Source organism: Candidatus Binataceae bacterium (assembly GCA_035508495.1).
GTDB lineage: Bacteria > Desulfobacterota > Binatia > Binatales > Binataceae > JASHPB01.
Genome location: DATJMX010000065.1, coordinates 31,120 through 53,576, shown reverse-complemented (window position 1 = coordinate 53,576; position 22,457 = coordinate 31,120). Strand labels below are relative to the sequence as shown.

Annotated in this window: 24 protein-coding genes, 1 tRNA gene and 1 riboswitch; of the genes, 15 read left to right on the top strand and 10 right to left on the bottom strand. The window is 61.5% G+C overall.

From position 1 onward, the window contains the following. The 8 genes from VMA09_19640 to VMA09_19605 all read right to left on the bottom strand — a co-directional run. On the bottom strand, window positions 1–459 hold a 459-nt coding region (locus VMA09_19640; GenBank protein ID HUA35832.1), incomplete at its 3' end, for a hypothetical protein. Between the two features lie 122 nt (window positions 460–581). Further along, a tRNA-Sec gene (locus tag VMA09_19635) sits at window positions 582–677 on the bottom strand. Window positions 678–724: 47 nt separating this feature from the next. Continuing rightward, the gene (locus VMA09_19630; protein ID HUA35831.1) at window positions 725–1,528 is read right to left on the bottom strand and encodes an acyl-ACP desaturase; all 804 of its coding nucleotides are present in this window, start codon (window positions 1,526–1,528) and stop codon (window positions 725–727) included. Between the two features lie 106 nt (window positions 1,529–1,634). Continuing rightward, on the bottom strand, window positions 1,635–2,198 hold the full coding sequence (locus tag VMA09_19625; GenBank protein ID HUA35830.1) for a 2OG-Fe(II) oxygenase: 564 nt from the start codon (window positions 2,196–2,198) through the stop codon (window positions 1,635–1,637). Beyond that, a complete protein-coding gene (locus tag VMA09_19620; GenBank protein ID HUA35829.1) occupies window positions 2,195–2,923 on the bottom strand; it encodes a DUF6065 family protein in 729 nt (242 codons plus the stop codon). The genes VMA09_19625 and VMA09_19620 overlap by 4 nt, the downstream gene beginning before the upstream one ends. Window positions 2,924–2,927: 4 nt before the next feature. Next, window positions 2,928–3,974, bottom strand: a complete 1,047-nt coding sequence (locus tag VMA09_19615) for a radical SAM protein (GenBank protein ID HUA35828.1) — start codon at window positions 3,972–3,974, stop codon at window positions 2,928–2,930. 4 nt (window positions 3,975–3,978) lie between these two features. Next, entirely contained in the window at window positions 3,979–4,233 is a 255-nt protein-coding gene (locus VMA09_19610; protein HUA35827.1) for a hypothetical protein, read from the bottom strand. 367 nt (window positions 4,234–4,600) lie between these two features. Beyond that, entirely contained in the window at window positions 4,601–4,981 is a 381-nt protein-coding gene (locus VMA09_19605) for a hypothetical protein (GenBank protein ID HUA35826.1), read from the bottom strand. 386 nt (window positions 4,982–5,367) lie between these two features. Here VMA09_19605 and VMA09_19600 point away from each other — a divergent pair, with 386 nt between their 5' ends. The 14 genes from VMA09_19600 to cobS all read left to right on the top strand — a co-directional run bounded on the left by VMA09_19600 (window position 5,368) and on the right by cobS (window position 16,432). Then, window positions 5,368–5,610, top strand: a complete 243-nt coding sequence (locus VMA09_19600; protein HUA35825.1) for a hypothetical protein — start codon at window positions 5,368–5,370, stop codon at window positions 5,608–5,610. Window positions 5,611–6,117: 507 nt separating this feature from the next. Then, a complete protein-coding gene (locus tag VMA09_19595; GenBank protein ID HUA35824.1) occupies window positions 6,118–6,993 on the top strand; it encodes a G1 family glutamic endopeptidase in 876 nt (291 codons plus the stop codon). 79 nt (window positions 6,994–7,072) lie between these two features. Beyond that, window positions 7,073–7,603: a CBS domain-containing protein gene (locus tag VMA09_19590; protein ID HUA35823.1), complete on the top strand. Its 531-nt coding sequence runs from the start codon at window positions 7,073–7,075 to the stop codon at window positions 7,601–7,603. A gap of 105 nt (window positions 7,604–7,708) precedes the next feature. Continuing rightward, on the top strand, window positions 7,709–8,488 hold the full coding sequence (locus VMA09_19585; GenBank protein ID HUA35822.1) for an SDR family NAD(P)-dependent oxidoreductase: 780 nt from the start codon (window positions 7,709–7,711) through the stop codon (window positions 8,486–8,488). Window positions 8,489–8,507: 19 nt separating this feature from the next. Then, complete coding sequence (locus VMA09_19580) at window positions 8,508–9,518, top strand: LLM class flavin-dependent oxidoreductase (protein HUA35821.1); 1,011 nt, start codon at window positions 8,508–8,510, stop codon at window positions 9,516–9,518. Window positions 9,519–9,532: 14 nt separating this feature from the next. Further along, on the top strand, window positions 9,533–10,000 hold the full coding sequence (locus VMA09_19575; GenBank protein ID HUA35820.1) for a glycine/sarcosine/betaine reductase selenoprotein B family protein: 468 nt from the start codon (window positions 9,533–9,535) through the stop codon (window positions 9,998–10,000). 69 nt (window positions 10,001–10,069) lie between these two features. Continuing rightward, on the top strand, window positions 10,070–10,381 hold the full coding sequence (locus VMA09_19570; GenBank protein ID HUA35819.1) for a hypothetical protein: 312 nt from the start codon (window positions 10,070–10,072) through the stop codon (window positions 10,379–10,381). A gap of 135 nt (window positions 10,382–10,516) precedes the next feature. Beyond that, on the top strand, window positions 10,517–11,038 hold the full coding sequence (gene tpx, locus VMA09_19565) for a thiol peroxidase (GenBank protein ID HUA35818.1): 522 nt from the start codon (window positions 10,517–10,519) through the stop codon (window positions 11,036–11,038). An 81-nt stretch (window positions 11,039–11,119) separates the two neighbouring features. Then, the gene (gene bluB, locus VMA09_19560; GenBank protein HUA35817.1) at window positions 11,120–11,863 is read left to right on the top strand and encodes a 5,6-dimethylbenzimidazole synthase; all 744 of its coding nucleotides are present in this window, start codon (window positions 11,120–11,122) and stop codon (window positions 11,861–11,863) included. A 4-nt stretch (window positions 11,864–11,867) separates the two neighbouring features. Next, window positions 11,868–12,533, top strand: a complete 666-nt coding sequence (locus tag VMA09_19555) for an adenosylcobinamide amidohydrolase (GenBank protein HUA35816.1) — start codon at window positions 11,868–11,870, stop codon at window positions 12,531–12,533. Between the two features lie 3 nt (window positions 12,534–12,536). After that, a complete protein-coding gene (cbiB, locus tag VMA09_19550; protein ID HUA35815.1) occupies window positions 12,537–13,499 on the top strand; it encodes an adenosylcobinamide-phosphate synthase CbiB in 963 nt (320 codons plus the stop codon). After that, entirely contained in the window at window positions 13,496–14,566 is a 1,071-nt protein-coding gene (locus VMA09_19545; protein HUA35814.1) for a histidinol-phosphate transaminase, read from the top strand. The genes cbiB and VMA09_19545 overlap by 4 nt, the downstream gene beginning before the upstream one ends. After that, window positions 14,511–15,653 (top strand): nicotinate-nucleotide--dimethylbenzimidazole phosphoribosyltransferase, encoded by a 1,143-nt coding sequence (gene cobT / locus VMA09_19540; GenBank protein ID HUA35813.1) that lies wholly within the window; start codon window positions 14,511–14,513, stop codon window positions 15,651–15,653. The genes VMA09_19545 and cobT overlap by 56 nt, the downstream gene beginning before the upstream one ends. After that, the gene (cobS, locus tag VMA09_19535) at window positions 15,650–16,432 is read left to right on the top strand and encodes an adenosylcobinamide-GDP ribazoletransferase (protein ID HUA35812.1); all 783 of its coding nucleotides are present in this window, start codon (window positions 15,650–15,652) and stop codon (window positions 16,430–16,432) included. The genes cobT and cobS overlap by 4 nt, the downstream gene beginning before the upstream one ends. Window positions 16,433–16,438: 6 nt before the next feature. Here cobS and cobU read toward each other — a convergent pair whose 3' ends face one another. Further along, window positions 16,439–16,960 carry a bifunctional adenosylcobinamide kinase/adenosylcobinamide-phosphate guanylyltransferase gene (gene cobU / locus VMA09_19530; GenBank protein HUA35811.1) on the bottom strand — a complete coding sequence of 174 codons (522 nt, stop codon included), beginning with the start codon at window positions 16,958–16,960 and terminating at the stop codon, window positions 16,439–16,441. 83 nt (window positions 16,961–17,043) lie between these two features. After that, window positions 17,044–17,205: riboswitch (cobalamin riboswitch) on the top strand. Between the two features lie 122 nt (window positions 17,206–17,327). Between cobU and VMA09_19525 the strand changes: the two genes are divergently transcribed. Continuing rightward, a complete protein-coding gene (locus VMA09_19525; GenBank protein ID HUA35810.1) occupies window positions 17,328–19,427 on the top strand; it encodes a TonB-dependent receptor in 2,100 nt (699 codons plus the stop codon). A gap of 6 nt (window positions 19,428–19,433) precedes the next feature. On the opposite strand, the gene glnE is transcribed toward VMA09_19525, so the two are convergent. After that, window positions 19,434–22,394 (bottom strand): bifunctional [glutamate--ammonia ligase]-adenylyl-L-tyrosine phosphorylase/[glutamate--ammonia-ligase] adenylyltransferase, encoded by a 2,961-nt coding sequence (gene glnE / locus VMA09_19520; GenBank protein HUA35809.1) that lies wholly within the window; start codon window positions 22,392–22,394, stop codon window positions 19,434–19,436. Window positions 22,395–22,457: the final 63 nt, after the last annotated feature.

The window sequence follows — 22,457 nt, the reverse complement described above, 5'->3', positions numbered from 1 at the left end:
TGTCAACTGAACAGGGTTAGACAACGACTCCATTCCCCACCGACGTCTTGCCACAGTGAACAAATGGGAAATCAACTCCAGATCCAGCCGAATCGTCTGTCCGCCGACAACGCCTTCCCTCTCCGATATGTATTGAGCAATGTCTTTGGGTCGAATCGATGCCAGCGATCTGAGTGAAAGAGCATGACGCTTGAATCTGTTTAGACGGCTTCGCTCTTGTGAATATCCTTTCTTTCTAACGCTGACTTCGCGTTCATAGCGTTCCAGAGCTTGCGCCAAGGAAGTTCGTTCTGCTTCGGTGCTTGGGACAAAACGGCCGCGCGCCATTTCCCCTTCAATCACGGATGCCCAGCGCTCTGCTTCGGCGCGAGTGTCAAATGTGCCGTATTGGGAAGGGTAGTTTCGTCGGCGAATCGCAACTTCCCAATTTCCCGAGCGATTTCGGCGGAATGTTGCCACGCACACTAATTGTGGGAAGATTGTGGGAAAAGTCAATGTCCACAGCGAGGTCGACTATACATGCCATAATCGCTTTGCGCGTGCGAAGTCATAATTACTTTGATTTATTTGAAGATTTTAACTGGCGGAGGGGGGAGGGAGTCGAACCCTCCGGCGACAATATTAGCCGCCAAGCCGGTTTTGAAGACCGGTGGGGCCACCGGGCCCCTTCCTCCTCCATCGCCACTTACACGTTGATTGGAGGCGTCGAACGATCGCCTGCGCCTCAGATAGATTCGCGGTCACGGCGGATCTTGCGCGACGATTCGCGCAGCTCTTCCCAGCTGGTGCCCGAGGCTTTCAGGGTGGGCATCACGACCCTTTCCATATACCACGCACTGTCATCAGGCAGACCCGCCGCAACCAGGCTCGCGTGATAGTCGGGGAACAAGCCCTCGCCAGGCATCTTGAAGCGCGGTATCACATGAGCCATGTCAGCCAGCGTGCCCTCGCGATCGCGTTCTAATTCGACTTCCATGACGCCGCGATAAAAGCCCGCGTGACTGGCTTCGTCGCGACCGATTAGAAAGAAGATTCTATCCAGAATGCGGTCGCCGACTGCCGCGGCCCGCTCGCGCAGCAGTTTGTATCCAAGATGGGTCGCGGCTTCCTGCAACGCTCCGTAGAAAGACATCTGGCGGACACGCTCAAATGGCAGCGTCCATTCTTTGGTGTACAGACGGTCTTCGAATGCGATCATCGACTCGACCGAATGATTTCCCGAGCGGATCAGATATTCACGCAACGCCAACGCGTGCATCGACTCTTCGTAGGTCCAGTTCGCCCAGAACCACGAGAGCCCGAAAGTCTTGCGCAACAAAGGCATCACCTGTGCCCCGTAGTCGGGCAGGTACATTTCCTCGGTACAGGTATGCTCAACGGCGCGGATCGTTTGCGGCGACGCCTTCGCGGGTTCGAGCGAATCCCACGGAACGTCATCGAAGGGATTCCATCGCCGCTTGCTTTCCGCCGACTTGAGGAAATCAACGTAAATGCGGTGGATCTTCTCGCGATAGACTGAATCCTTCAAAAACCCCGCTCCGAAGTTACTCCGCGAGTTTTGGCTATCACAATTTATCGTCGCGGCAGGGGGTTTTCGCAAGCCGACGCTGGCTATGAAGGCGGCGTCATATTGATCAGAACTGAACCGCAGCCCAAGGGTCTTCGTGAACCGAAGAGCGGCTGAACCACATTGGCGCCGTGTATCGCGGACCGCCAGCCGAGCTCTCGAGACTGTGCAGCAAGGCACCGGGAAACAGCAGGAAAGAACCGGCCATCGGGCGATAGCCTTCACCCGTTTCGGGAAACAAGAGTCGTCCGTCTAAGAAGTCATCGTTGAGATAGATGATTCCGGCCCATTCGCGCCACGGCGTGGGGTTGGGCGTGCCGTCCATATTGCAGTGGTCGCGATGCGGAGGCATGGTTTGGCCGTCCCATCGCACCACCTGGATCGTGTCGGAAAACAATCTCTCGCCAGCCCATGCCGATGCGATCGCGGTCGCGCGATGGCGCCAGCGCTGCAATGTCCTTCGCACGTCGTTCTCAGAATCGGGAAAACTGCTGATCCACATCACCCGGCGATCGAAGAACGGATCGCCAACCACCGCTCCGTGACCCGGCTGGCTGCGTTCGTACGCGCCGATCACTGACAGACAGTCATCGCGGTCGGCGAACTTGTGAACCTCGAGCAGGGCGCTCATCGCCGTTTATCGAGCGGCGGTTGCAGACGCAACTTGCTGGTATGCTCCGCATCAGTAGCACGCCCGTCGGCATAGCGGCCGGCGAAGTAATCCTTGTCCCACGGCACGCTCAGGGCGTTCGCATCTCCCGCGGCAAGCCGCTCGCGCATCCTGGTCCGCCGCTCACGCCACGCGCCATGATCCGCGGCCAACTTTGCGTCGTCCTCGAGGCGGCGAACTACTGGTTGGACGCTTTGCTGAATACCGGCGCGCACAAGGCAAATCTGCGCATAGGCCTCGCCCGCCCGCCAATACACCTCTCCTGGCCGGGTAAATCTATAGTTCATCGTAAATGTGTACGGCAGCCAGTCAGTCTCAATCACCGCGGTCATCGGCGCGATTCCATCTTTGAACTGATTAGCCGGTCCACTGACCAGCAGATGAAAATCCATTTGCGTCCGAAAAATGTACGAGACATCGAATGTGAGGACGCCATTTCCGAAGTTGCTAATCGCCTGATCCGGGCGCGAGCAATAGACGGTTATGTCGGAAGTAGCGGGGCCACCGTTCCACGACGCCGTAACGTCGGCTGCGAGCAGAAGCTGCCATCCATAGGTGTTGGCAATAGTAAGTGGGAGACATCGGTATCCGTGTTTTCCAACTCCGGTGTCCATCCAGTCTCGTTCGACCGGCGCCGGGATCAGAGGCTGCGGTTCTTCAGAAAGTGCGAAGGCTTCAAGAAGCATTGCCCTACTGATGCGCCAATTGGGCATTTCCGATCTGAAGGGATCGGCGCCGCAGGACTTCCCACCAATTGACATATGGTACGAGACAGGACTCGGTCACCTCCGCGAAGACCGTACGGCATAGATCGCGCAGCTCAAGGCATCCCTCGCCGCGCCATGCCGCGATCAAGTCGCGCAGCGGCGCTTGCTTGAGATTACCCAGTGCGTAACGGCGCGACAGTCCATATACGAGCGGTGTAACCGTTCCGTCCGCCTCAATAACGAGCGTGGGAAGCAGTTCCGCGAGCGGTCGCGTAACATCCGCGCTTCCGTCACTATCGGCCATTGTCATCGCCCCGTTGAGCCGCAGGATCGCCCGATGCGCCGCGTCGAGGTGCACGATCATCCTGTTGCCCGCGAGCCGCCGGATCCGATCCAGCACCAATTGAGTGTACTCACAATCACGATCACTGGGTCCGCGACCCTGCATTTCATCGCTGGCCCGGCCAACATCTTCCAGGGGATGCACCTGCAGAAGCCTGGCGCCCTGATCGAGGGCGAACTGCGCTACCCAGTCGAGTTCATGAATATTTTCTCGCGTCAGCAGGAAAATAAATCCGAATGGGATTCCGGAACTCCTGACATCGTCCAGACGCGCACGCATCATATCAAATGCGCGCGCGGAGCCTCTGATTGAGTTGTGCGAGGCCGGCACACCGTCGAGGCTGATCGCCAGTAAGTCGGTTTTGTCCCGCAGCATCGCAAGGCGCGGCCGCGTCAGGACGGTGCCATTCGATACGATTACCGTGCTGAGACCACAGCCATGCGCATGATCGAGTGTAATAGGAAGCCAACTATACAAGGTCGGTTCGCCGCCCGAGAAGTTGGCAATATTAAATCCCTCCCTGGCCGCGTCGCTCAGGGCTTCCTGCAGTATCCAGGCGTCGATCTCTTCCCGCTCATCAGGCGAAGAAAGAGTGTAGCAATGCTGGCAGCGCAAGTTGCAGTATCGCGTCGGATGGATCTGCACATAGCGGTTCGCGCAGACCCACGATACACTGTCCGTTTCCATGCGATCACATTCGTAAGGATTGCGCCATGACGCTGGTGACTCGCACAATATGATCAATATTCTTCAGTTGCTCTTCAGTTAGATGGGCAGCCGGCTCGCTCTTTCGCCGCCGCTCAACCTCTTCGAGCGCACTGCGTATTTGCGCCTTGTAGGCAGCAGCCATTTGCCGCTCGTGCGGCGCGTTTGCCCGCTCGACGACGTCCAGGACCGAGCGCAACAGTCGTTCAATATGATCGATTACTTCTTCGCGCGAAGGCATAATTGTCCCTCATCTCTGGATTTTAGAGGAAACCTAGTAAGCCTATCCCAATACCCAGAATCGTGCCGATCGGGTTTGAGCCGTTCGAGGGCGGCGGTGGAGGGGGCGGCGGAGGCGGTGGTGGCGGCGCTGCAGTGGGAGGCGGCGGAGGGGGCGGCGGGGGAGCTGCCTGAGAAGGCTGTGAGGGTGCGCCCGCTTGAGGCTGCGCGGACGGACACGGGCAACAGCACTGCGCCGGATAAGGTGGATAGGCTGGAAACGGTGGAAAAGGCGGAAACGGCGCGTTCGCAGGATATGGCGGATACGGTGGGTATGGTGGATGGTAAGACATTGCGTCCAAACTCCTGGTTGGATTTAGCGCGAGTGGCTATCCTCTCGTTCCACGGCCACCGGCCGGGCGATTCTCTTCTTTACGGCTGCTTTCCTTTTTCTTCGCGGATTCTATTTCAGAGTCGGTTTGCTCCGGACTCTTATGCACTCCGGTTTGCGCACCTGCAGATTCGTGTACCAGAGCAGTTGCTGCTTGATGCAATCGCGCGTCCACTTTGCCGATCGAGTCGTGAAGCGACTGCAACACGTGGCTGGCGCGCTCCTGCAGCCGGCGCATCCTGGCAAGCTCTTTTTCAGCAGAATTGATTCGCCTCTCCAGATCGTCGCGCGCGCGGTGAATCTGGCCAGACAAAGCCTCGAGCCAGGCGCGCAACGCATGCGTCGGCCATAATGCACTTGCTGAGTGAGGCTCGCTCATGCGGACGATCCTCCGGAAGGCAATGTGCGTTTGACCAGCGCGGCGGCAGATTCACCAATATCCAGTAGCGCTTCCATATCGTGGATTCCCGCAGGATCGGGAAATTCAGCTCTTGCACTGAGCATTGGCGCTACGGCGGATAAAATCGCAGCTTGATTCCCGAACGGCGTCGGCTGGCCGATAGCTATACCATTGGCCGGGGTCGATCCCACCGACGGCGACGAAGCCGCGGCCATTGACGGCAATGCAACCGTAGCCTTGCCGGCGCATCCGCAACCGCATCCACCGCCTCCGATCACAACGACGGGTGGATATGGCGGATACGGAGGATACGGCGCGTAGGGCGGGTTGGCGGGATACGGCGGGTACGGCGGCGGCGGAGCGCAATGCTCGTGATGATCGCACGGCTCGTGATCATGATCGCACTCATTCGAGCATTCGTGCGTCGCCGCTTCTCTCACTACCTCGACGGCTTCGAGCAAGGCCTTGCCCAATCTCGCGAGCTCGCCATGCTGATCGAAACAACAGTGATGCTCCCGGTGAGGCTCTTGGCCGCGATGCTCGCGTTCGCGATCGTCGCATCCCGCTTCTGCCATCGCCCGCAAGGCGTCGGCCGCTTCGCGCAATGAATCCGCAAGCTTGCGTTCCTGGAACATAACTTACCCGCGATCACATTCCGCTTGTGCCTCACTTAGTACAATATTCGCGACGAGTTACTCACAGGGAAAAGAACGAATAATGCGATCAGTAATGCGAAGAAATTAATTTTACGTAGTAGTCACTCGTAAATTGCGCAAGTTGGGTTCGGCCCCTCTCAACTGCGTACTCAAGTTGCGTTTTAATCTCTTTCATTGCTTCCAGATATCGACAGGACATCCTTGAAGTGAATCGTATTGTACGGATGCAAGGTTAACCGCGTAGTTCTCCGCAGTAATTCGCCGTCGCACCTTGTACTACTCTCGATCAGGCAGCGGCATCGCGAAGTACCACCCCGAACGGCGAATCGCTTCGATTCGGCTGCCGCTGAACATCCCGGTTCATCGAATTTGAACGTCTGTATATCGGAAAGCGTTGCGATGCTTCGACATTCGAGCCGATGCACTGAATTCACATTTCAATTGAAAGGAGAAAGAAAAATGAAAGTGACTATTTTTGAGGCGCCACCACGCAATTTCGATCCCGCCACTGCATCGGATCGTAGTCTAGCACTGTATGGATTGCCACGCCGTCCCGATCCCGCAAAAGAGCCGGGCCTGCGCAAGCTCTGGGACCGCGCCTTCGCGCGAAAACCCATTTTCCAGAAAGCGCATCTCGTCGAAACCACGGCGTGGCATACCCGGCCTCGCGCTTTGCCCAAAACTAACAAGTTCAGTCTCGAAGGAGACTGGGCCGGCGCCGTCGTCAATGTACCGTCGCTCAACCTGAGTCCTCCTGAGCCGGCGAATATGGTTTACGCCGAGTGGAAGGTACCGGCGATAAGTACCAAGCCGAGCGAGCCGGGTACGCAGATCGTCGGATTCTGGGTCGGCCTCGGCGGATGGAATTCGGGCCAGGTGCTTCAAGCCGGCACCGCGGCAACGTTATCCGGCAGCAGCGTGAGCTATTGGGCGTGGACCGAATGGTTTCCGGCAGGCTACGTCATCGACAATCTAGCGATTCAGCCCGGTGACGTCGTAAGCGTTCTCGTCTGCGCGCCGGAATCCGACCACGGCTTTGTCAGCATGATGAACCAGAGCACCAACGTCGCGATCAGCGTCGGCGTCGCCGATCCGTCGGGAACCAATCCCTACGACGGAACCAGCGTCGAGTGGATCGTCGAGTCGATCGAGAGCGAGGAGCCTAACTTCGGCAGCGTCACATTTCAGAGCATAAGCGCCGGAACGCAGCATCATACGATCGATCTCTCCAAAGCCTTTACCGTCAGTACGGTGTCGAGCGGCAAGACGCTCGCCAAGGGCGAGATCATCAGTTCCGAAGACCAGGTCGAGGTTGTCTGGGAGGCAGCCATCTGACGCCGCCAATGCGGCCTTTGCTGTAACTGTGGCAAAGCAATAGCTTGCGAGGTGCAAATCACGACCGGGAGGCTCTCTTATGCGGGATGCCGATGACGATCGCGAACAGATGTTCGACGAGGAATGCCCCGGGCCGAGCGAGCTTGAGTCAGCGCTCGCTCACGACAAGCTGGCTGATGTTGCGGCGCTCGCGCCGCTGGTTCTCGAAATAACCACTTCTCTCGCCGATGTGATCCGCACGATGCGCGCGGAGCGGCGCGCATGCGTGCTGATCAATCGCGCCGGCGAGCTCGCGGGAATTTTCACCGAGCGCGACATCCTGATGAAAGTTGCCGCCAATCCGATCGACGTGGAGAACACCACGATCGAATCCTTCATGACGCCTGATCCCTACACGCTGCCCGCTGATGCCACGGTCGCGTTTGCGCTCAACCGCATGGTGCTCGAGGGCTTTCGGCATATCCCGATCATCGATGAGAGCGGCAAAGCGACCAAAGTGATCTCGATGCGCAACTTGATTGAGTACCTGGGCGAAATCTACGGGCGCGAGATTCTTAACATCGCACCGGAGCCCGGGATCGGCAGGTTTCAGAATCGCGACGGCGCTTAGCGCGAACTTCCCCGCATCATGAGCGCGGCGAGCCATCGCGCCGCGCGTGCAAGCTTTGCCTGATTGCGCTATTTCTCGGCTGGAATTCCCATCCGGAGGCGCATCATGGCACGGCTTCAGAACAAGGTCGCGTTGATTTTCGGTGGCGGCGCCGACGGCCCGCCGAATACCGGCGAGAAGCTCTCGATCGGAAATGGGCGCGCAACCGCGATCGTATGCGCCCGCGAAGGCGCGACGGTGATGGTTTCCGACAAATCACTTGCCCTCGCCGAGGAAACTGCCGCCGCAATTCGCGCCGAAGGTGGGCGCGCGCAAGCGATCGCCGCTGATGTCAGTGACGAAGCGCAGATCAAATCAGCGATCGAAGCGACGGTGAAAAGCTTTGGCGCGCTTCATCTGCTGGTCAACAACGTCGGAATCGGGATCGGCGGCAACCTGCTCAAAACCTCGACCGAGCAATTCGACAAGATGCACGTGGTCAACGTGCGTAGCCATTTTCTCGCGATGCGCCATGCGCTTCCCGAGATCGAAAAGTCCGGCGGCGGCGCGATCGTCAACGTTTCTTCGCTCGCCGCGTTGCGCAGCAACTCGATGATTCCATATGAGGCGACGAAAGCCGCGCTGCTTGGCCTCGGTCGATCCGCCGCGGTCACCGCGGCGCGCTCCAACGTTCGCGTCAACACGATTCTGCCGGGGCTCATCAATTCGTCGATGGTGCGGCGCGAGATCGGCGATCGCGAGGCGCAGGTCGCGCCGCGAATTCCCATGCGCCGGCAGGGCACGCCATGGGAGATCGCGAGCGCGATCGTATTTCTGCTCTCCGACGATGCCTCGTACATCACCGGAACCGAACTTATCGTTGACGGCGGCCTGAGCTGCCGCTGAGCGTCGCCTGCGAGGAGCAATGGCGCGAATCAAAATCGGATACCAGGTTGATTTCAGGAACCCGCCCGACTCGCCGATCTCGTTCACCGATCTTTACGGCGATACCCTCAGCCAGGTCGAGTATTGCGATCGCGCCGGCTTCGATTCGATCTGGCTGACCGAGCATCACTTCACCGACGACGGCTATCTGCCCTCGATGCTGCCGATGGCGGCTGCAATCGCCGCACGCACCCGGCGCGTCACGATCGGAACGTTCGTGCTGCTCGTGCCATTTTTCCATCCGCTCAAACTCGCCGAGGATGCGGCCGTCGTCGACGTGATTTCCGGTGGACGGCTGCGGCTCGGTCTCGGCCTCGGCTATCGCGCCGAGGAGTTCGATGGCTTTGGAATTCCGCGCGACGAGCGGTTCGGCCGTACGATCGAGACGATCGAAATCCTGAAGCGCGCATGGACGGGCGAGCGTTTCAGCTTCGATGGCAAATATTTCAAGCTGCGCGACGTGCGCGTACTGCCGCCTCCCGCCAGCAAACCGCATCCTGAGTTGCTGTGGGGCGCGGGCGCGCCCGCCGGTATTCGCCGCGCGGCCAAGCTCGACATGTCGTTCGCATGCGTCGGCGGCCGTAAGGAGATGGGAATCTATGTCGAGGCGATGAAGGCCGCGGGCAAGGATCCTTCGCGCTACAGTCTCGTCAACAGCCGCGTCGTCTACGTCGCCGACAGCGAACAGCGAGCCTGGGACGACACGCGCGACGCGCTGATGTACCAGGCCGAGCTCTACGGCAAGTGGCTTTCGGCGGCGGCCAAAACCAACGACCCGACGAAGATCCTGATTCGCCCCGATCCGGAACGGCTCCGCCGCACCAGCGTGCTCGGCTCTCCGTGCGAGGTCGTCGCCAAGCTGCGCGAGGTGATAGCATCGGGGCGGATGACGGAGCTGATCACGGTAACGCAATTGCCGGGTCTCGCGCCCGGAAAGGCGCGCCGCTCACTCGAGCGCTTCACCGCCGAAGTGATGCCGCATCTGCGCTGAAGGAGTTTGTCACGATGCCGGTCGAATACATTCCCCGCACCAAAGAGCTCTACAGCGACTTCAAGCCGTATCGCTGGGTCGTGAACGATAACGTTCCGTTCACTCCGCTGACCAAGCCGATCGCCGAGTGCCGCGTCGCGCTGATGAGCTCGGGCGGCGTAATGTATCGCGACCAGCCGCGCTTTCATCGCGAGGACGCCTCTTATCGGCGCATCCCGAAAGACGCGAACCGCGACGATCTCAACATCTGGCACTTCGGCTATCCGACCGCCGATGCCGAACAGGATCCGAACTGCGTTTTTCCGCTCGAGCGGATGCGCGAGCTCGAGACCGCGGGCGTGATCGGCGCGCTCTGCGATCCGGCGTTCACGTTCATGGGCGGAATCTATTCCTCGCGCAAAGTGCGCGACGAGCTGGCGCCGCAGATCGTCGACGAGCTCAAGGCCGCGCACGCCGACGCTTTCTACCTGGTGCCTGCCTGACCCGTATGCCATCAGTCCGTTGGACTGATTGCCCGAGTGGTCGAAGAGGCTGGAATTCCTACCCTTTGTATGACCTCGGCGCTCGACATCACGCAGGCGGTGAAGGCGCCGCGCGCGGTGTTCGTGAACTTTCCGCTCGGTCATCAGACCGGCAAACCGAACGAGCCCGAGTTGCAGCGCCAAATCGTGCGCGACGCGATGCGCGCGTTCGACACGATCAAAGAGCCCGGAACGATCGTGCAACTTCCTTATGTATGGGACGCGACCGATCGCACCTGGGAGACCCGCGACTACACCAAGGGCTGGATGCCGGAGCGTCCGCCGCGCGACGTCGCCGATATCCTCGAAGCCGAGCGCCGCTCGCGATATCGCAGCTCCTAGTCAGAGCCACGCGCCGGCGGTTTGGCACTGGCGTCTGACGCCAGTACCGGCGGTTTCGCGATGTTTACGCAGATCGCCTGACTGGATAGAGTCGAGAGAACCTCATTTCCGCATTCTCGAAGGAGAGTTTTGCTCATGGCCGAAGAACGTTCAGGCGCAGTAACGATGCGCGGTAATCCGATGACGCTGGTTGGCCCCGAATTGAAGGTCGGCCAGAAAGCTCCCAACTTCAACGCGGTCGGCAAGGGCATGGCGCCCGCCAGCCTCGAGACTTTCAAAGGCAAGGTCAAAATCATTTCCGCGCTTCCGTCGCTCGACACTCCCGTCTGCGATACCGAAACGCGCAAGTTCAACGAGGAAGCGGCCAAGCTTCCCGGCGGCGTCGAGATCGTCACGATCTCGATGGACCTGCCGTTCGCGCAGGCGCGCTGGTGCGGCGCGGCCGGCGTCGACAAGGTGACGACGATCAGCGACTATCGCGGCGCGGACTTCGGCCACAAATACGGCGCGCTCATCAAGGAGCTTTACCTGCTGGCGCGCGCGGTATTCGTCGTCGACAAGAACGACAACGTGACCTACGTCGAATACGTCAAGGAAGTCGCGAGCGAGCCCAACTACGCGGCCGCCCTCGAGGCCGCGAAAAAGGCCGCCTCCTGAAAAACGCATCTCAAGCGGGCGAGGCACCGAGCTTCGCCCGCTCTCCAATCGCAATTCGCCCGCTCGCAAAGTCAGTGCAGCATGGCTGATCGGAATCATCACGCCTTCGAGGCAGCGCTCAGGCGCGGTCTCTACGAGGCGATCTTCCGGCGCCGCGATATCCGGGAGTTCATCGCCGATCCGGTTCCCGACGATGTGCTCGCGCGCATCCTGATCGCGGCGCATCACGCGGCCAGCGTGGGATTTACGCAACCGTGGGATTTCATAGTCGTGCGCGACATCGAGCGTCGCCGGCGCGTCAAGGAAATCTTCGAGCGCGAACGAATCAAGAACGCCGATTCATTTTCAGGCGCGCGCCGCGAAAAGTTCCTGTCGCTCAAGCTCGAGGGAATCCTCGAGGCGCCGCTCAACCTCATCGTGACCTGCACGCCCGACCGCTTCGGCCCCGGCGTGCTCGGCAAGAGCAGCATCGACGACGTCGAGATTTATTCGGCGTGCCTCGCGATCGAGAACATGTGGCTCGCGGCGCGCGCCGAGGGCCTCGGCATGGGATGGGTGAGTATCCTGCGCAACGACGCACTGGCGGAGATTTTCGACATCCCGCGCGGCGTCATTCCCGTCGCGTATCTCTGCCTCGGCTACGTGCGCGAATTTCCTGACCGCCCCTTGCTCGAAACCGCGGAGTGGGCGGCGCGGATGCCGCCGCGATCGCTGTTGCACTTCGACTCGTGGAAGGGAGATAGTGCGCGCGGCGATGAACTCAAGAACGCGATCGACAATCCGTCAATCTGGCGTGACATCCTGCCGGGCGATCGCCGCCGATAAACACTTGCAGCGCTCCGCGCCGTGGCGATCCGAAATCGCTGGCCGCAATCTCGTCGTCCATTTGCCCGAGGTTTATCGCATCCTCGGATGGGCGCCGCTCGGTGGAGGCCGCTCGCGTGCAAGTCTGATCATCAATCACCAGGTCGAGATCGGCGAGCGCGCCGCCACCGAAGCGCCGCGCCGTCACCTCTCGCGCGTCGCGCGATCGCTCGGTCATGATCCGCGGCGCACCGTCGCGATGATGACCGGCGCGAAAGTGCGGCGGGTTGCGACGTTCACGCTGACCCGCGGCGATCTAGTCGTCAGCGCCTGGTGTACCGCGGGATGCTCGAACGCGCTTCGCGTTGGCGATTCAGCTACGGTTGAATCGATGCTGCCCGGGACGATCAATCTCATCGTCGCGATCAATCAGCCGCTCAGCGAAGCGGCGATGGTCGAGGCGATCCAGATCGCAACCGAAGGCCGCGTCGCCGCCGTGCTTGACGCGCACGTGCGCAGCACCGTGTCACGCAAGCCCGCGACCGGCACCGGCACCGATTGCATCATCGTCGCTTGCCCGGATCGTCTTCCAGCGCACGACTATTGCGGCAAACACACTCGGCTCGGCGAATTGATCGGACGTGCAGCGATGACGAGTTGTTCACGCGCGCTTGCGAAGAACGGTCTTTGATCGATGACTCACGCAACCCATCTTTCGACTCCGCTGATCGCGCTCGCGCTCGGCGCCGACCTGCTGCTCGGCGATCCGGCGTGGCTGCCGCATCCGGTGCGCCTAATCGGCGCCGCGATCGCGAGCGGCGAGCGCGGCCTGCGCACCGGGGACCGGCGTCGCGATCGGCGCAACGGCCGCCTGCTCGCGCTCGGCGTAATTGGCCTCACAGCCATCGTCGCCTATTTCGTCATTTCGGTGATCGATCGCGGGAGCCCGTTCCTTGGCGCCGTGGCTGCGGTCGCCTTGGCATGGACCACGCTCGCGATGCGCGGGCTCGACGACTCTGCACTCGCGGTCGAACGCGCGCTGATCCTCAATGATCTCGCCGCCGCGCGAACTGCTTTGCCGGCATTGGTCGGCCGCGATCCCGACGCGCTCGATCGCGAAGGTATCGCGCGCGCGACGGTCGAGTCGGTGGCGGAAAATTCCAGCGATGCCGTGATCGCGCCGCTGCTGTTTCTTTTCATCGCCGGTCCGGTCGGCGCGATCGCATACAAGGCTGCCAATACTCTCGATTCCATGATCGGTTATCGTGACGAGCGCTATCTGAACTTCGGCCGCGCCGCCGCGCGGATCGACGATATCGCTAACTATGTTCCGGCCCGGCTGTCGGCACTCTGCATCGCGGGCGCGGCTTCGATTCTTTTCGCGACTGGACGCGAAGCGCTGCGAATGTGCGCGCGCGATGCGTACCGGCACGCGAGCGTGAATGCCGGTTATCCCGAGGCCGCAATGGCCGGTGCGCTGGGCGTGCAGCTCGGCGGCGCCGCAGCTTACGCGGGCCAGGTCGAGGATCGCGCGACGCTCGGCGACGCCCTCAACCCGATCGACGTCGAGACGATTCAGAAATCGCGCACGATTCTGCATTACGCGACGCTAATCGCATTTCTCGCCATCGCGCTCTGCCGCTGGATCTTCGGATGAAGATAGCGCTCGATCGCTCGCATGGCGGCGCCGCGCCGGAAGGGTTGCTGGATTTCAGCGCGAGTCTCAATCCTCTCGGTCCGCCTCGGGAAGCGATCGATGCCTACCACGCGGCCGCCAAAAAGATCGCGGCATATCCGCCCGCTCATCCGTTCGAGCTTGAGGCAAAGTTCGCCGAAAGAGTCGGCGTGACGCCGAGCAATGTTCTGGCCGGCAACGGATCGATTCAGTTGATCTATCTCGCCGCGCGCGTGATGAAGGCGCGTCGCGCGCACGTCGTGATTCCGACCTTCAGCGAGATCGCAAATGGACTGGCACTCGCCGGCTCCGAAGCCTGTTCGATCACGCTGCGCGCCGAGAACAACTTCAAACTCGATCTTTCCGAAATCGATGCCGCGCTCGAAACGGGCACTGACGCAATCTGGATCGGACGTCCCAACAGCCCGACGGGCGCGATGCTCAGCGACGCGCTGATCGCAGCAATCGCGGATCGATGCGCGCGCAATCACGCACGGCTCGTGATCGACGAAGCGTTTATCGATTTTGCAGCTCGTGCGAAATCCGTGGCGCGCCTCGTTTCGACGCATCGAGTCGTTGTCCTTCGCTCGCTCACAAAGAGTTTTTCGATCGCAGGCCTGCGGCTCGGTTTCGTGATCGCGGAGCCCGAATTTATCGGGATGCTGCGCGACAGTATCGAACCGTGGTCGGTTAATTCCGCCGCTCTGGCCGTTGGTCTCGCTTGCCTCGATGCGCCGCCCGAATATCTCGATCGAACTCGCGAAGTGGTATCGCGCGAGCGTGATTTCCTTACGCGCGAGCTATCGGCGATCGACGGCATTCGAGTCTTCCCCTCCTCCGCTAACTTCCTGATGTTCGAAGTTGCCCACGAACCATCGCCGAGCGCGTTCGCCGCTCAGGTGCTGCGCCACCAGATCGTCGTGCGCGACTTGGCTGCGATGCCGGGATGCCGCTCCGGCATGTATCGCGTCGCGGTCAGCATGCGGGCTGATAATGAATGCCTCGTCGCTGCCGCGCGCGACGCGCTTGCTCGATTTCGCGGTCCGTGATGCGATCCTGCTCTCAACTACGATGAACTTAATCGATGACACTATCGCAGCCGTTCGCCCGCTCGACGAAGAAGAGGCCTGGGCCGCAGACGCGCGGCTCGGCTCGCTCACCAAGCCTCCCGGCAGCCTCGGTTATCTCGAGGAGTTGGTGCGCCGCTACGCCGCGATCCGCCGCGACGGCAACGCGCGATGGGGCGGCGGCGCGATCGCGGTCTTCGTCGCGGATCACGGCGTCGCTGAGGCGAACGTCAGCGCGTTTCCGCAAGCGGTCACAGTCGAGATGCTGAAGAACATCGCGGGCGGTGGCGCCGCGATCAGCGTGCTCGCGCGCCGCTTCGGCTACGAGCTGCGCACAATCGATGTCGGCGTCAAAATCGACACCAGCGCCGCGCCGCTCGCGGGCGTGACTTACAGACGCGTCGGCGCCGGCACGCGTAATCTTCTCAGCGGCCCCGCGATGACGATCGACGAGACGTGCCGCGCGCTTGAAATCGGAATCGAGGTCGCGCGCGAGCTCGCTGATAAAGGTGCGACGATTCTCGGTACCGGCGAGATGGGGATCGCAAACAGCACGCCCGCTGCCGCAATTCTCGCGGTGCTGACCGGCATCGAACCCGCTTCAATCGTCGGGCGCGGCACGGGACTCGACGACCTCGGACTCAGGCGCAAGGTCGAAGTCGTTGTGCGCGCGCTCGAACTCCATCGCAGCGCGTTCGGCGACGGCGTCTCGATACTCGCCGCTATCGGCGGATTCGAGATCGCTGCGCTGGCAGGATTCTGCATCGGCGGCGCGGCGGCGAACGTACCCGTAGTAGTGAACGGTTTCATCTCGACCGCAGCGGCCGCGTCCGCGATCAAAATTTGCCCGCGCGTCGCCGACCATTTGATTTTCAGCCATCGCTCGGCCGAAGGTGGCCACGCGCTGGTGCTTGAGCATCTGCGGGTCCGGCCGGTGCTCAATCTGGATCTGCGCCTGGGCGAGGGGACCGGAGCGGCACTTGCGATGAACGTGATCGAGTCGGCGCTTGACCTGTTTCACAACATGGCGACCTTCGCGGCGGCCGGCGTATCGGGCAAAGTGCGATGAACGACGAAGACTCGCATGCCGGCACGACAGCTCCGCCGGGGGCCGGCTTCCGCCAAGAGTTCCAGCTTGCTCTCAGCTTCCTGACAATAGTTCCGGTCCTCGACGAAAGGCGCGCTGCCGAGGAAACCGTTGCCGCGTCCTTCGCGTGGTTTCCGCTGGTGGGTTTTGTGCTCGGCGCCGCGCTCTGTGTCGAGGATCGCTTTCTCGCGATTCGTCTGGGGCAGACACTGCGGTCGGTGCTCGATGTGCTCTCGCTCACGCTCATCACCGGCGCGATTCATCTCGATGCGCTCGCAGACACGGCGGACGCGCTCGGCGCGCGAGGCGATCGCACGCGCGCGCTCGAAATTTTGCGCGACAGCAGGATCGGCAGCTTCGGCGCGATCGCGCTGATCTTCGATCTTACGCTGAAGTTCCTCGCGCTGGCGACACTCGCCGGATGGCGCCGGTATGCGGCGCTTTTTTTCGTGCCGGGTCTCGCGCGCTGGGCGATGATCTCGGTCGCGTCGGGAATCGATTACGTCAGACCCGGCGGCGCAGGCACTTCGCTCGTTGGCTCGCGGAGCACGCGCCGTTCTTTTATCGCGGGGCTGACAGTGGCGATCGCACTGGCACTGGTGCTTTCCGAGCGCACGATCGCGGCGACCTTTGCGGCGATGATCGTGCCGATGCTGATGCGGGCGTTCTATCGAAGCTGGCTCGGCGGCGTGACGGGCGATCTGATCGGCGCATGCGGCGAACTGGTCGAAGTGCTTGCGCTGATCGTGATGGCGGCGTGAGCGCGGCTACTTAACTCTTAGCGAACAACCCGCGACCATCAGGATCACTTGGTCGGCCGCGGCCGCGATTTTCTGATTCGTCCATCCGAGCAGATCGCGATAGCGCCGGCTCATCGCGTTGTCGGGCACGATCCCCATCCCGACTTCGTCGGTGACGACCACGACTGGAAACGGCGCAGCCGTGAGCGTCTTCGCGAGTCGATCTGCTTCGCCCAGGATTTCCGCGTCGCTTGCGCCGCTGCCCATCAAGTTTGAAACCCACAAGGTCAGGCAGTCGAAAATCGCGATCGCGGCGGGAACATCGAGCGATGCGATCGCTTCGGCGACCTTGAGCGGCGCCTCGATGGTTTCGAATTCCTTCGAGCGGTTTTCCTTGTGCCGCGCGATGCGCACGGCCATCTCGTCGTCGAGCGCTTCGCCGGATGCGATAAAGAAGCGGCGACCCGCGCCGGCGGCGTCCGCGATCTCGAGAGCGCGCGTGCTTTTGCCGCTGCGTGCGCCGCCCGTGAGCAGTGTGATTTTCGCCATCGCGATTCAGCATACGCGATAGCGATTGCGCGTGAAAATTTCGCGCGTCGCTTGCTGCTCATTGACTGATGGCGCGGTTGAACGTAACTATTGCCTCGCACGGTGTACGGGAAGCCGGTGAGAATCCGGCGCTGCCCCGCAACTGTAACGGGAGACGAAGGTCCATCAAGCCACTGCTTCGGCGGGAAGGCGGACCCGAGGATGATCCCCAAGTCAGGAGACCGGCCGTGCTTTAGGTGTCGCCTTCCGCGGGGAGGGTTGCGCGGGCGCGATGCCCCTCGAAACCCGATTCCTCATCCGCGAGGGGTCGGATTTTTTTCGCCCGATCACTCCGCCGCGTTGAAAGCGCACGAACGCGGAGGAGTTCATGGCTCGATCATCATTTCTGGCAGTTATTCTAGGTTCACTCCTTGTTTGCGCGGGCGCACGATGGGCTTTTGCCGATCCTCCCGCTGCGAGCAATACAACGCCCGCGCAACCGGGCAATGCGAAAGCCGCAGGCAAAGCCGTTGGCTCTTCGAAGAGCAGCGGCGGTCAGAAAGCGAGCACGCAGGCGAAGCCTGGCGAGAAGCAGCTCTCGCAGCTGGTCGTCACGGCGACGCGAATCGCGCAGCCGCTCGCCGATATCGGCACCACGCTCAGCGTCGTTACCGACAAGCAGATTAACGATCAGAAGATCCAGCAGGCGGCGAACGCGTTGCGCGAGGTTCCGGGCGTAATCGTCACGCAGCTCGGATCGCCGGGAACGGAAAGCGACGTGTCGATTCGCGGCGCGTCATCCTCGCAGACGCTCATCCTGATCGATGGCGTCGAAGTTAACACCGGCACCACCGGCGCTTTCGACATGGCGAACCTGACGACGGACAACGTCGATCGAATCGAAGTGCTGCGCGGCGCGGGCGGCGCGCTCTATGGCTCGCAGGCGATCGGCGGCGTAGTGAACGTGCTTTCGCAGGAAGGTGAGGGTCCCGCCAAGGCAACGTTCCTTTCCGAAGGCGGCACGCGCGCATCGGAGCTGCAGCAGGCGACGTTGAATGGGTCCTACGAGAAGCTCGGCTACTCGGCGGCGATCTCATACTTCTCGACCGAGGGCTACCGTCTCGTTAACGATAACTCAGACAACCTGTCAGGATCGCTCAGGCTCGATTATCACCTGAGCGACAAGACGACGTTCCGCGGTTTTGCGCGCTACATCCGCTCGAACGTAAGCCTGCCGACGTTTTCGATTGCGCTTGGATCGCCGCTCAATCCGAATGCGCATCAGCGCGGCGAGTTCATGCTCTTCAAGGGTGAGATCGAGCATCATTTCAACGAGCACTTCATGCTGCGCTCGTTCACCTCGTTCGTGCGCAACGATATCCGCGACAACTCGACGCCGTATTTTGGCAACCAACAAAACGAAGTCGATCACATCCCGGAAGAAATTCGCGGCGGCAATATCGAGGGGCTCATCACCTGGTTCGATAGTTCTCGCAAGTTCCTCGGGATCGATCTGGAGGGCTTTCGCACGCTCCTCGGTTTCGATTTCAAGGATCGATGGGCGCGATCCACCAGCGTATTCGACGATCCTGTCTTCGGGCCTCCGTCGATAAGTGACTTCAACGCGCGCCGCCAGGAATATGCGGGCTACCTCGAACAGGAGGGCAGTTTCTTCGACGGTCACCTGCTCGCCACCGGTGGATTTCGCGTTGACGGCAACAGCTCGTTCGGCGACGAGGAAAGTTCGTCATGGTCGGTCGCGATTCCGCTGCCAAAATTCTGGACGACACTGCGCGGCAGCTACAGTGAAGGGTTTCGCGCGCCGTCATTCGACGAGCTGTACTTCCCGGGTTTCGGAAATCCCAATTTGTCGCCCGAAATTTCCAGCGAATATGATGGCGGATTCACCACAACTTTCGGTGAATGGGGATCGTTGACTTCAACATACTTCTCGCGGCGCATTCACAACGAGATTGTCACGATCCCAACCAACATCGCGCCGGACTTCTCGACCGCCGGCAACGCTGCGCGCGTCGATACCCAGGGCGTCGAGATCGTTCCTGCGGTCACACCGATGAAGGGCCTTAGTTTCAGCGGCTACGTCACGATCCTCGATGAGACGCACGTCGACAATAGCGGCTCGACGGCGCAACCGCTTCGGGTGCCGAAGTACTCGGCGGCATCAGTGCTCCAATACCAGTTCCCGCTGGGATTCCTGCCGCGCGATCGCGTAACCGCGAACGTACGCTACATCTTCGTCGGCGATCGCGACGACCTCAATCAGGAGGGAATGGTTCAAAATCTACAGGCGTACAACCGCGTCGACGCGGTCGCGTCGTACGCCGCCGGCGTTCCGGCATGGCACGTTCACAACGAGGAGGCCTTCATCAAGTTCACGAACATGCTCGATCGCAGTTATTTCGAGGCCATCGGATTTCGCGCGCCGAGCTTCACCTTCGCCGGCGGAATCAAACTGACGTTCGAATGATGGCCTTTAGTGTTGCGCGGACAGTTCGCGGGCAAACTGATGCTCGAAGATCGCACGGATCCTCGCGCGGCGATGCAATAGCTCGGAAAGTAACTGGTCGGCGCCATTGGCGCCTTCGAATCCCATGCGCCGCGCGAGCGGTCCCAGCGCGGCAGGATCGGTCGGAACGGCCCACGCCGGCTGATCGCTTTCGATGCGCAGCCGATTTTCGAGCCGCGATAAAAACCGGTAGCCCTCGCGCAGGATCCCCGCGTCATGCGCTGCCATGATTCCGGCTTGCTCGAGTTTCGAAATCATCTTAATCGTGCCGCGCAGCCGCAGTTCCGGATCGCGTACTCCGTAGCGCAGCGCGAGCATCTGGGCCAGGAACTCGACATCGACGAGTCCGCCGGGACCCTGCTTGATATTGAGATGGCTGCCGTTCTCGTAACCGATTTCGCGCTCCATCCGAATGCGCATCGCGTGGATCTCGGTGACTTCACTATCAGTGAGCGAGTGGCCGAAGACGAATTCCTCGCGCGCGCTTTCGACTGCCGCAGCTAGTTCATCGTCGCCCGCGACCACGCGCGCGCGCACCAGCGCCTGCCGCTCCCACACCGCGGAACTCTTGCGATGATACTCGCGGAAGCTTTCCAGCGACGTCACAAGCGGGCCGGCGTTGCCCGAAGGTCTCAGCCGCAGATCGAGCTTGTAGGCATAGCCCTCCCGCGTGCGGGATTCGAGCACCGCGATCAGCTTCTGCGTGAGCCGCGCGGCGACCTCGCGGCTGTCGGCGGACTCGTCGCGATCGTCGAAGACGAAGATCAGATCGAGGTCCGAGTTATACGACATCTCGCTCGCACCAAGCCGGCCCATCGCGATCGTGCACATCTTGAGCGTCGGCGGGATGGCGAATCTGAGCGCGGTTTCGGCACGCGCGATTTCGAGCGCCTGAGTCAGCACCGCCTCGGCCAGCGCGGTGAGCTCGCATTCGACTTGTTCGATGTCGAGATCGCCGGCGAGATCGGCGATCGAAATTCGCAGAAATTCCTGATGGCGAAAGACGCGCAGCGCATCGAGCTTGCTCTCGAAGTCGGCGCTGGCCGCGGTGAGCTCGCGCACCTCGTCGCGCAATTCCTGCGTGGTGCGCCGCGGGCGCGCGATATCCGACCTGACGAGAGTGTCGAGCATGTCAGGATGACGAATGAAAATCGTCGAGAGGTACGCGCTCGAGGCGAAGAGCCGGAGCAGGATCCGCCGTGTCGCCGGATGCTGCTCCAAGAGCGCGAGGAACGAGGTGCGCGCGCCAACTGACGCGATGAAATCGGCCAGGTTCTTCAGCGCTAGATCGGGGTCGGGAAGCCGCGCGATTTCATCGAGCATCAGCGGCCCGAGTTGATCGACAAGCTCGCGGCGGCGCGGGCTCGAATGCACATGCTCGGGCTCGCGCGCGAGCATCAGCAGATGACGCGAGCTTTCCTTGGCCACTGCGAATCCCAGCTCTTCGAGCTGACGGCGTGAGGAGGCGGGATCGAGCGCTGCTTCCCATGCCGCACGCGCCGTGGGCGAGACCGCGCTCGAGACCTCGATATCTTCGCCGCCAGCGAGAGTCTCGCGGAACTGCGTCGCGACGAAATCGCGATGCTGCTTGAGCCGCGCGTTGAGCCGCGCGATCGCATCGTAGTCCTTGCCGAGCCCGAGCCGCGCCGCGAGCGCACGCATCGCCGCCGGTTCACTGGGCAGCACATGGGTCTGCAATCCCGCGATCACCTGCAGCTTGTGTTCCGTATCGCGCAAAAACGAGTAGGCATCGGCAAGTTGCCGCGCGCGGTTGGCAGGGACATAGCCGTGGGTCTCGAGCCGTTGCAGCGCGAGGAACGTTTGCTCGGTTCGAAGGCGCGGATCGCGGCCGCCGTAGATCAGCATCAGCGCTTGCACGATGAACTCGAGCTCGCGAATTCCGCCGCGACCGAGCTTGATGTTGCGCTCGATCATGGCGGGATCGCGCAGCTCGGCCTCGATCTGCCGCTTCATCGCGCGAAGCTGGCGCAGCGTGTCGAAGTCGAGGTAGCGCCGATATATGAACGGCGTCAGCTCCTTGAGCAACTCGCGGCCGACGTCGAGCGCGCCCGCGACCGGCCGCGTGCGGAGCAGCGCGGCGCGTTCCCAGGTTTGCCCAAGGCTCTCATAAAATTCCAGCGCGCCGTTGAGTGTCGTAACAAGCGGTGAATAACGGCCGCCGGGGCGCAACCGCATGTCAACGCGAAAGGAGCCAGCGGCAAGAAGCTCGGTAATCAATTCGGCCAGGCGCGCGGCGGCTTCGAGCGCGTTCTGATCGGCGGTCGCCTCGTGCAGATAGATCAGGTCGATGTCCGAGCTGAGGTTGAGCTCGCAGGCGCCAAGCTTGCCCATCGCCAGCACGCAGAATTTGCCCACGGTCTTGCCGCGATCGCCGAGCAAATCGAGCGCCGCGGCGTAGGCCGCACGGATACATTCGTCGGCCAGCGCCGACATCGCACGCGCCGTCTCCGCGACCGTCAGACGATCGAGCAAGTCGCCGATCGCGATGCGAATAAACATCCGCCGCTTGAAGGCCGCGATGGCCTGGGCCGCGCTGCGCCGGTCGTCAAAGTGCGGAGGTTCGAATACGATCGATTCGATCAGCGAATCGCATGATTCTTCGTTCGCCCGCAGAAAATCCGTCGCCCACTCCGAGCCTATCGAACTTAGCTCGACCCCAATGAGCTCCGACGAGCCGAGGCAGAAGAAGAGATCGTCGGCGAGCTGGCGCGTGAGCAGGAGCTTTTTCAGACCAGCGGGCGATTGCTCCCCCAGACGAAGCCCCGATGCGATTGCAAGGCGCTCGTCGGGCGCACGCGACGCAACCGACGCGATCGCGCGGCTCGCGAGCCGCTGGTTGCCGAGCGCGCCGCGGAATCGATCCGCGAGTCCGCTGAGATCGGATGCTATCGCCGCCCGTTGTGCCATCGATCAGAGTAATCTGCCTCGAGCGAATTCTCGGCGCCATCCGACGGTGCTAAGCTCGGAGCG

Coding starts and splice junctions, on each gene's coding strand:
- cobT (HUA35813.1), top strand. CDS start 14,511: ATGAATGCCTCGTCGCTGCCGCGCGCGACGCGCTTGCTCGATTTCGCG.
- VMA09_19610 (HUA35827.1), bottom strand. CDS start 4,233: ATGCCTTCGCGCGAAGAAGTAATCGATCATATTGAACGACTGTTGCGC.
- glnE (HUA35809.1), bottom strand. CDS start 22,394: ATGGCACAACGGGCGGCGATAGCATCCGATCTCAGCGGACTCGCGGAT.
- VMA09_19585 (HUA35822.1), top strand. CDS start 7,709: ATGGCACGGCTTCAGAACAAGGTCGCGTTGATTTTCGGTGGCGGCGCC.
- VMA09_19580 (HUA35821.1), top strand. CDS start 8,508: ATGGCGCGAATCAAAATCGGATACCAGGTTGATTTCAGGAACCCGCCC.
- VMA09_19570 (HUA35819.1), top strand. CDS start 10,070: ATGACCTCGGCGCTCGACATCACGCAGGCGGTGAAGGCGCCGCGCGCG.
- VMA09_19615 (HUA35828.1), bottom strand. CDS start 3,974: ATGGAAACGGACAGTGTATCGTGGGTCTGCGCGAACCGCTATGTGCAG.
- VMA09_19600 (HUA35825.1), top strand. CDS start 5,368: ATGCTCGTGATGATCGCACGGCTCGTGATCATGATCGCACTCATTCGA.
- VMA09_19605 (HUA35826.1), bottom strand. CDS start 4,981: ATGAGCGAGCCTCACTCAGCAAGTGCATTATGGCCGACGCATGCGTTG.
- VMA09_19590 (HUA35823.1), top strand. CDS start 7,073: ATGCGGGATGCCGATGACGATCGCGAACAGATGTTCGACGAGGAATGC.
- VMA09_19525 (HUA35810.1), top strand. CDS start 17,328: ATGGCTCGATCATCATTTCTGGCAGTTATTCTAGGTTCACTCCTTGTT.
- cobS (HUA35812.1), top strand. CDS start 15,650: ATGAACGACGAAGACTCGCATGCCGGCACGACAGCTCCGCCGGGGGCC.
- VMA09_19575 (HUA35820.1), top strand. CDS start 9,533: ATGCCGGTCGAATACATTCCCCGCACCAAAGAGCTCTACAGCGACTTC.
- cbiB (HUA35815.1), top strand. CDS start 12,537: ATGACTCACGCAACCCATCTTTCGACTCCGCTGATCGCGCTCGCGCTC.
- VMA09_19545 (HUA35814.1), top strand. CDS start 13,496: ATGAAGATAGCGCTCGATCGCTCGCATGGCGGCGCCGCGCCGGAAGGG.
- tpx (HUA35818.1), top strand. CDS start 10,517: ATGGCCGAAGAACGTTCAGGCGCAGTAACGATGCGCGGTAATCCGATG.
- cobU (HUA35811.1), bottom strand. CDS start 16,960: ATGGCGAAAATCACACTGCTCACGGGCGGCGCACGCAGCGGCAAAAGC.
- bluB (HUA35817.1), top strand. CDS start 11,120: ATGGCTGATCGGAATCATCACGCCTTCGAGGCAGCGCTCAGGCGCGGT.
- VMA09_19625 (HUA35830.1), bottom strand. CDS start 2,198: ATGAGCGCCCTGCTCGAGGTTCACAAGTTCGCCGACCGCGATGACTGT.
- VMA09_19595 (HUA35824.1), top strand. CDS start 6,118: ATGAAAGTGACTATTTTTGAGGCGCCACCACGCAATTTCGATCCCGCC.
- VMA09_19620 (HUA35829.1), bottom strand. CDS start 2,923: ATGCTTCTTGAAGCCTTCGCACTTTCTGAAGAACCGCAGCCTCTGATC.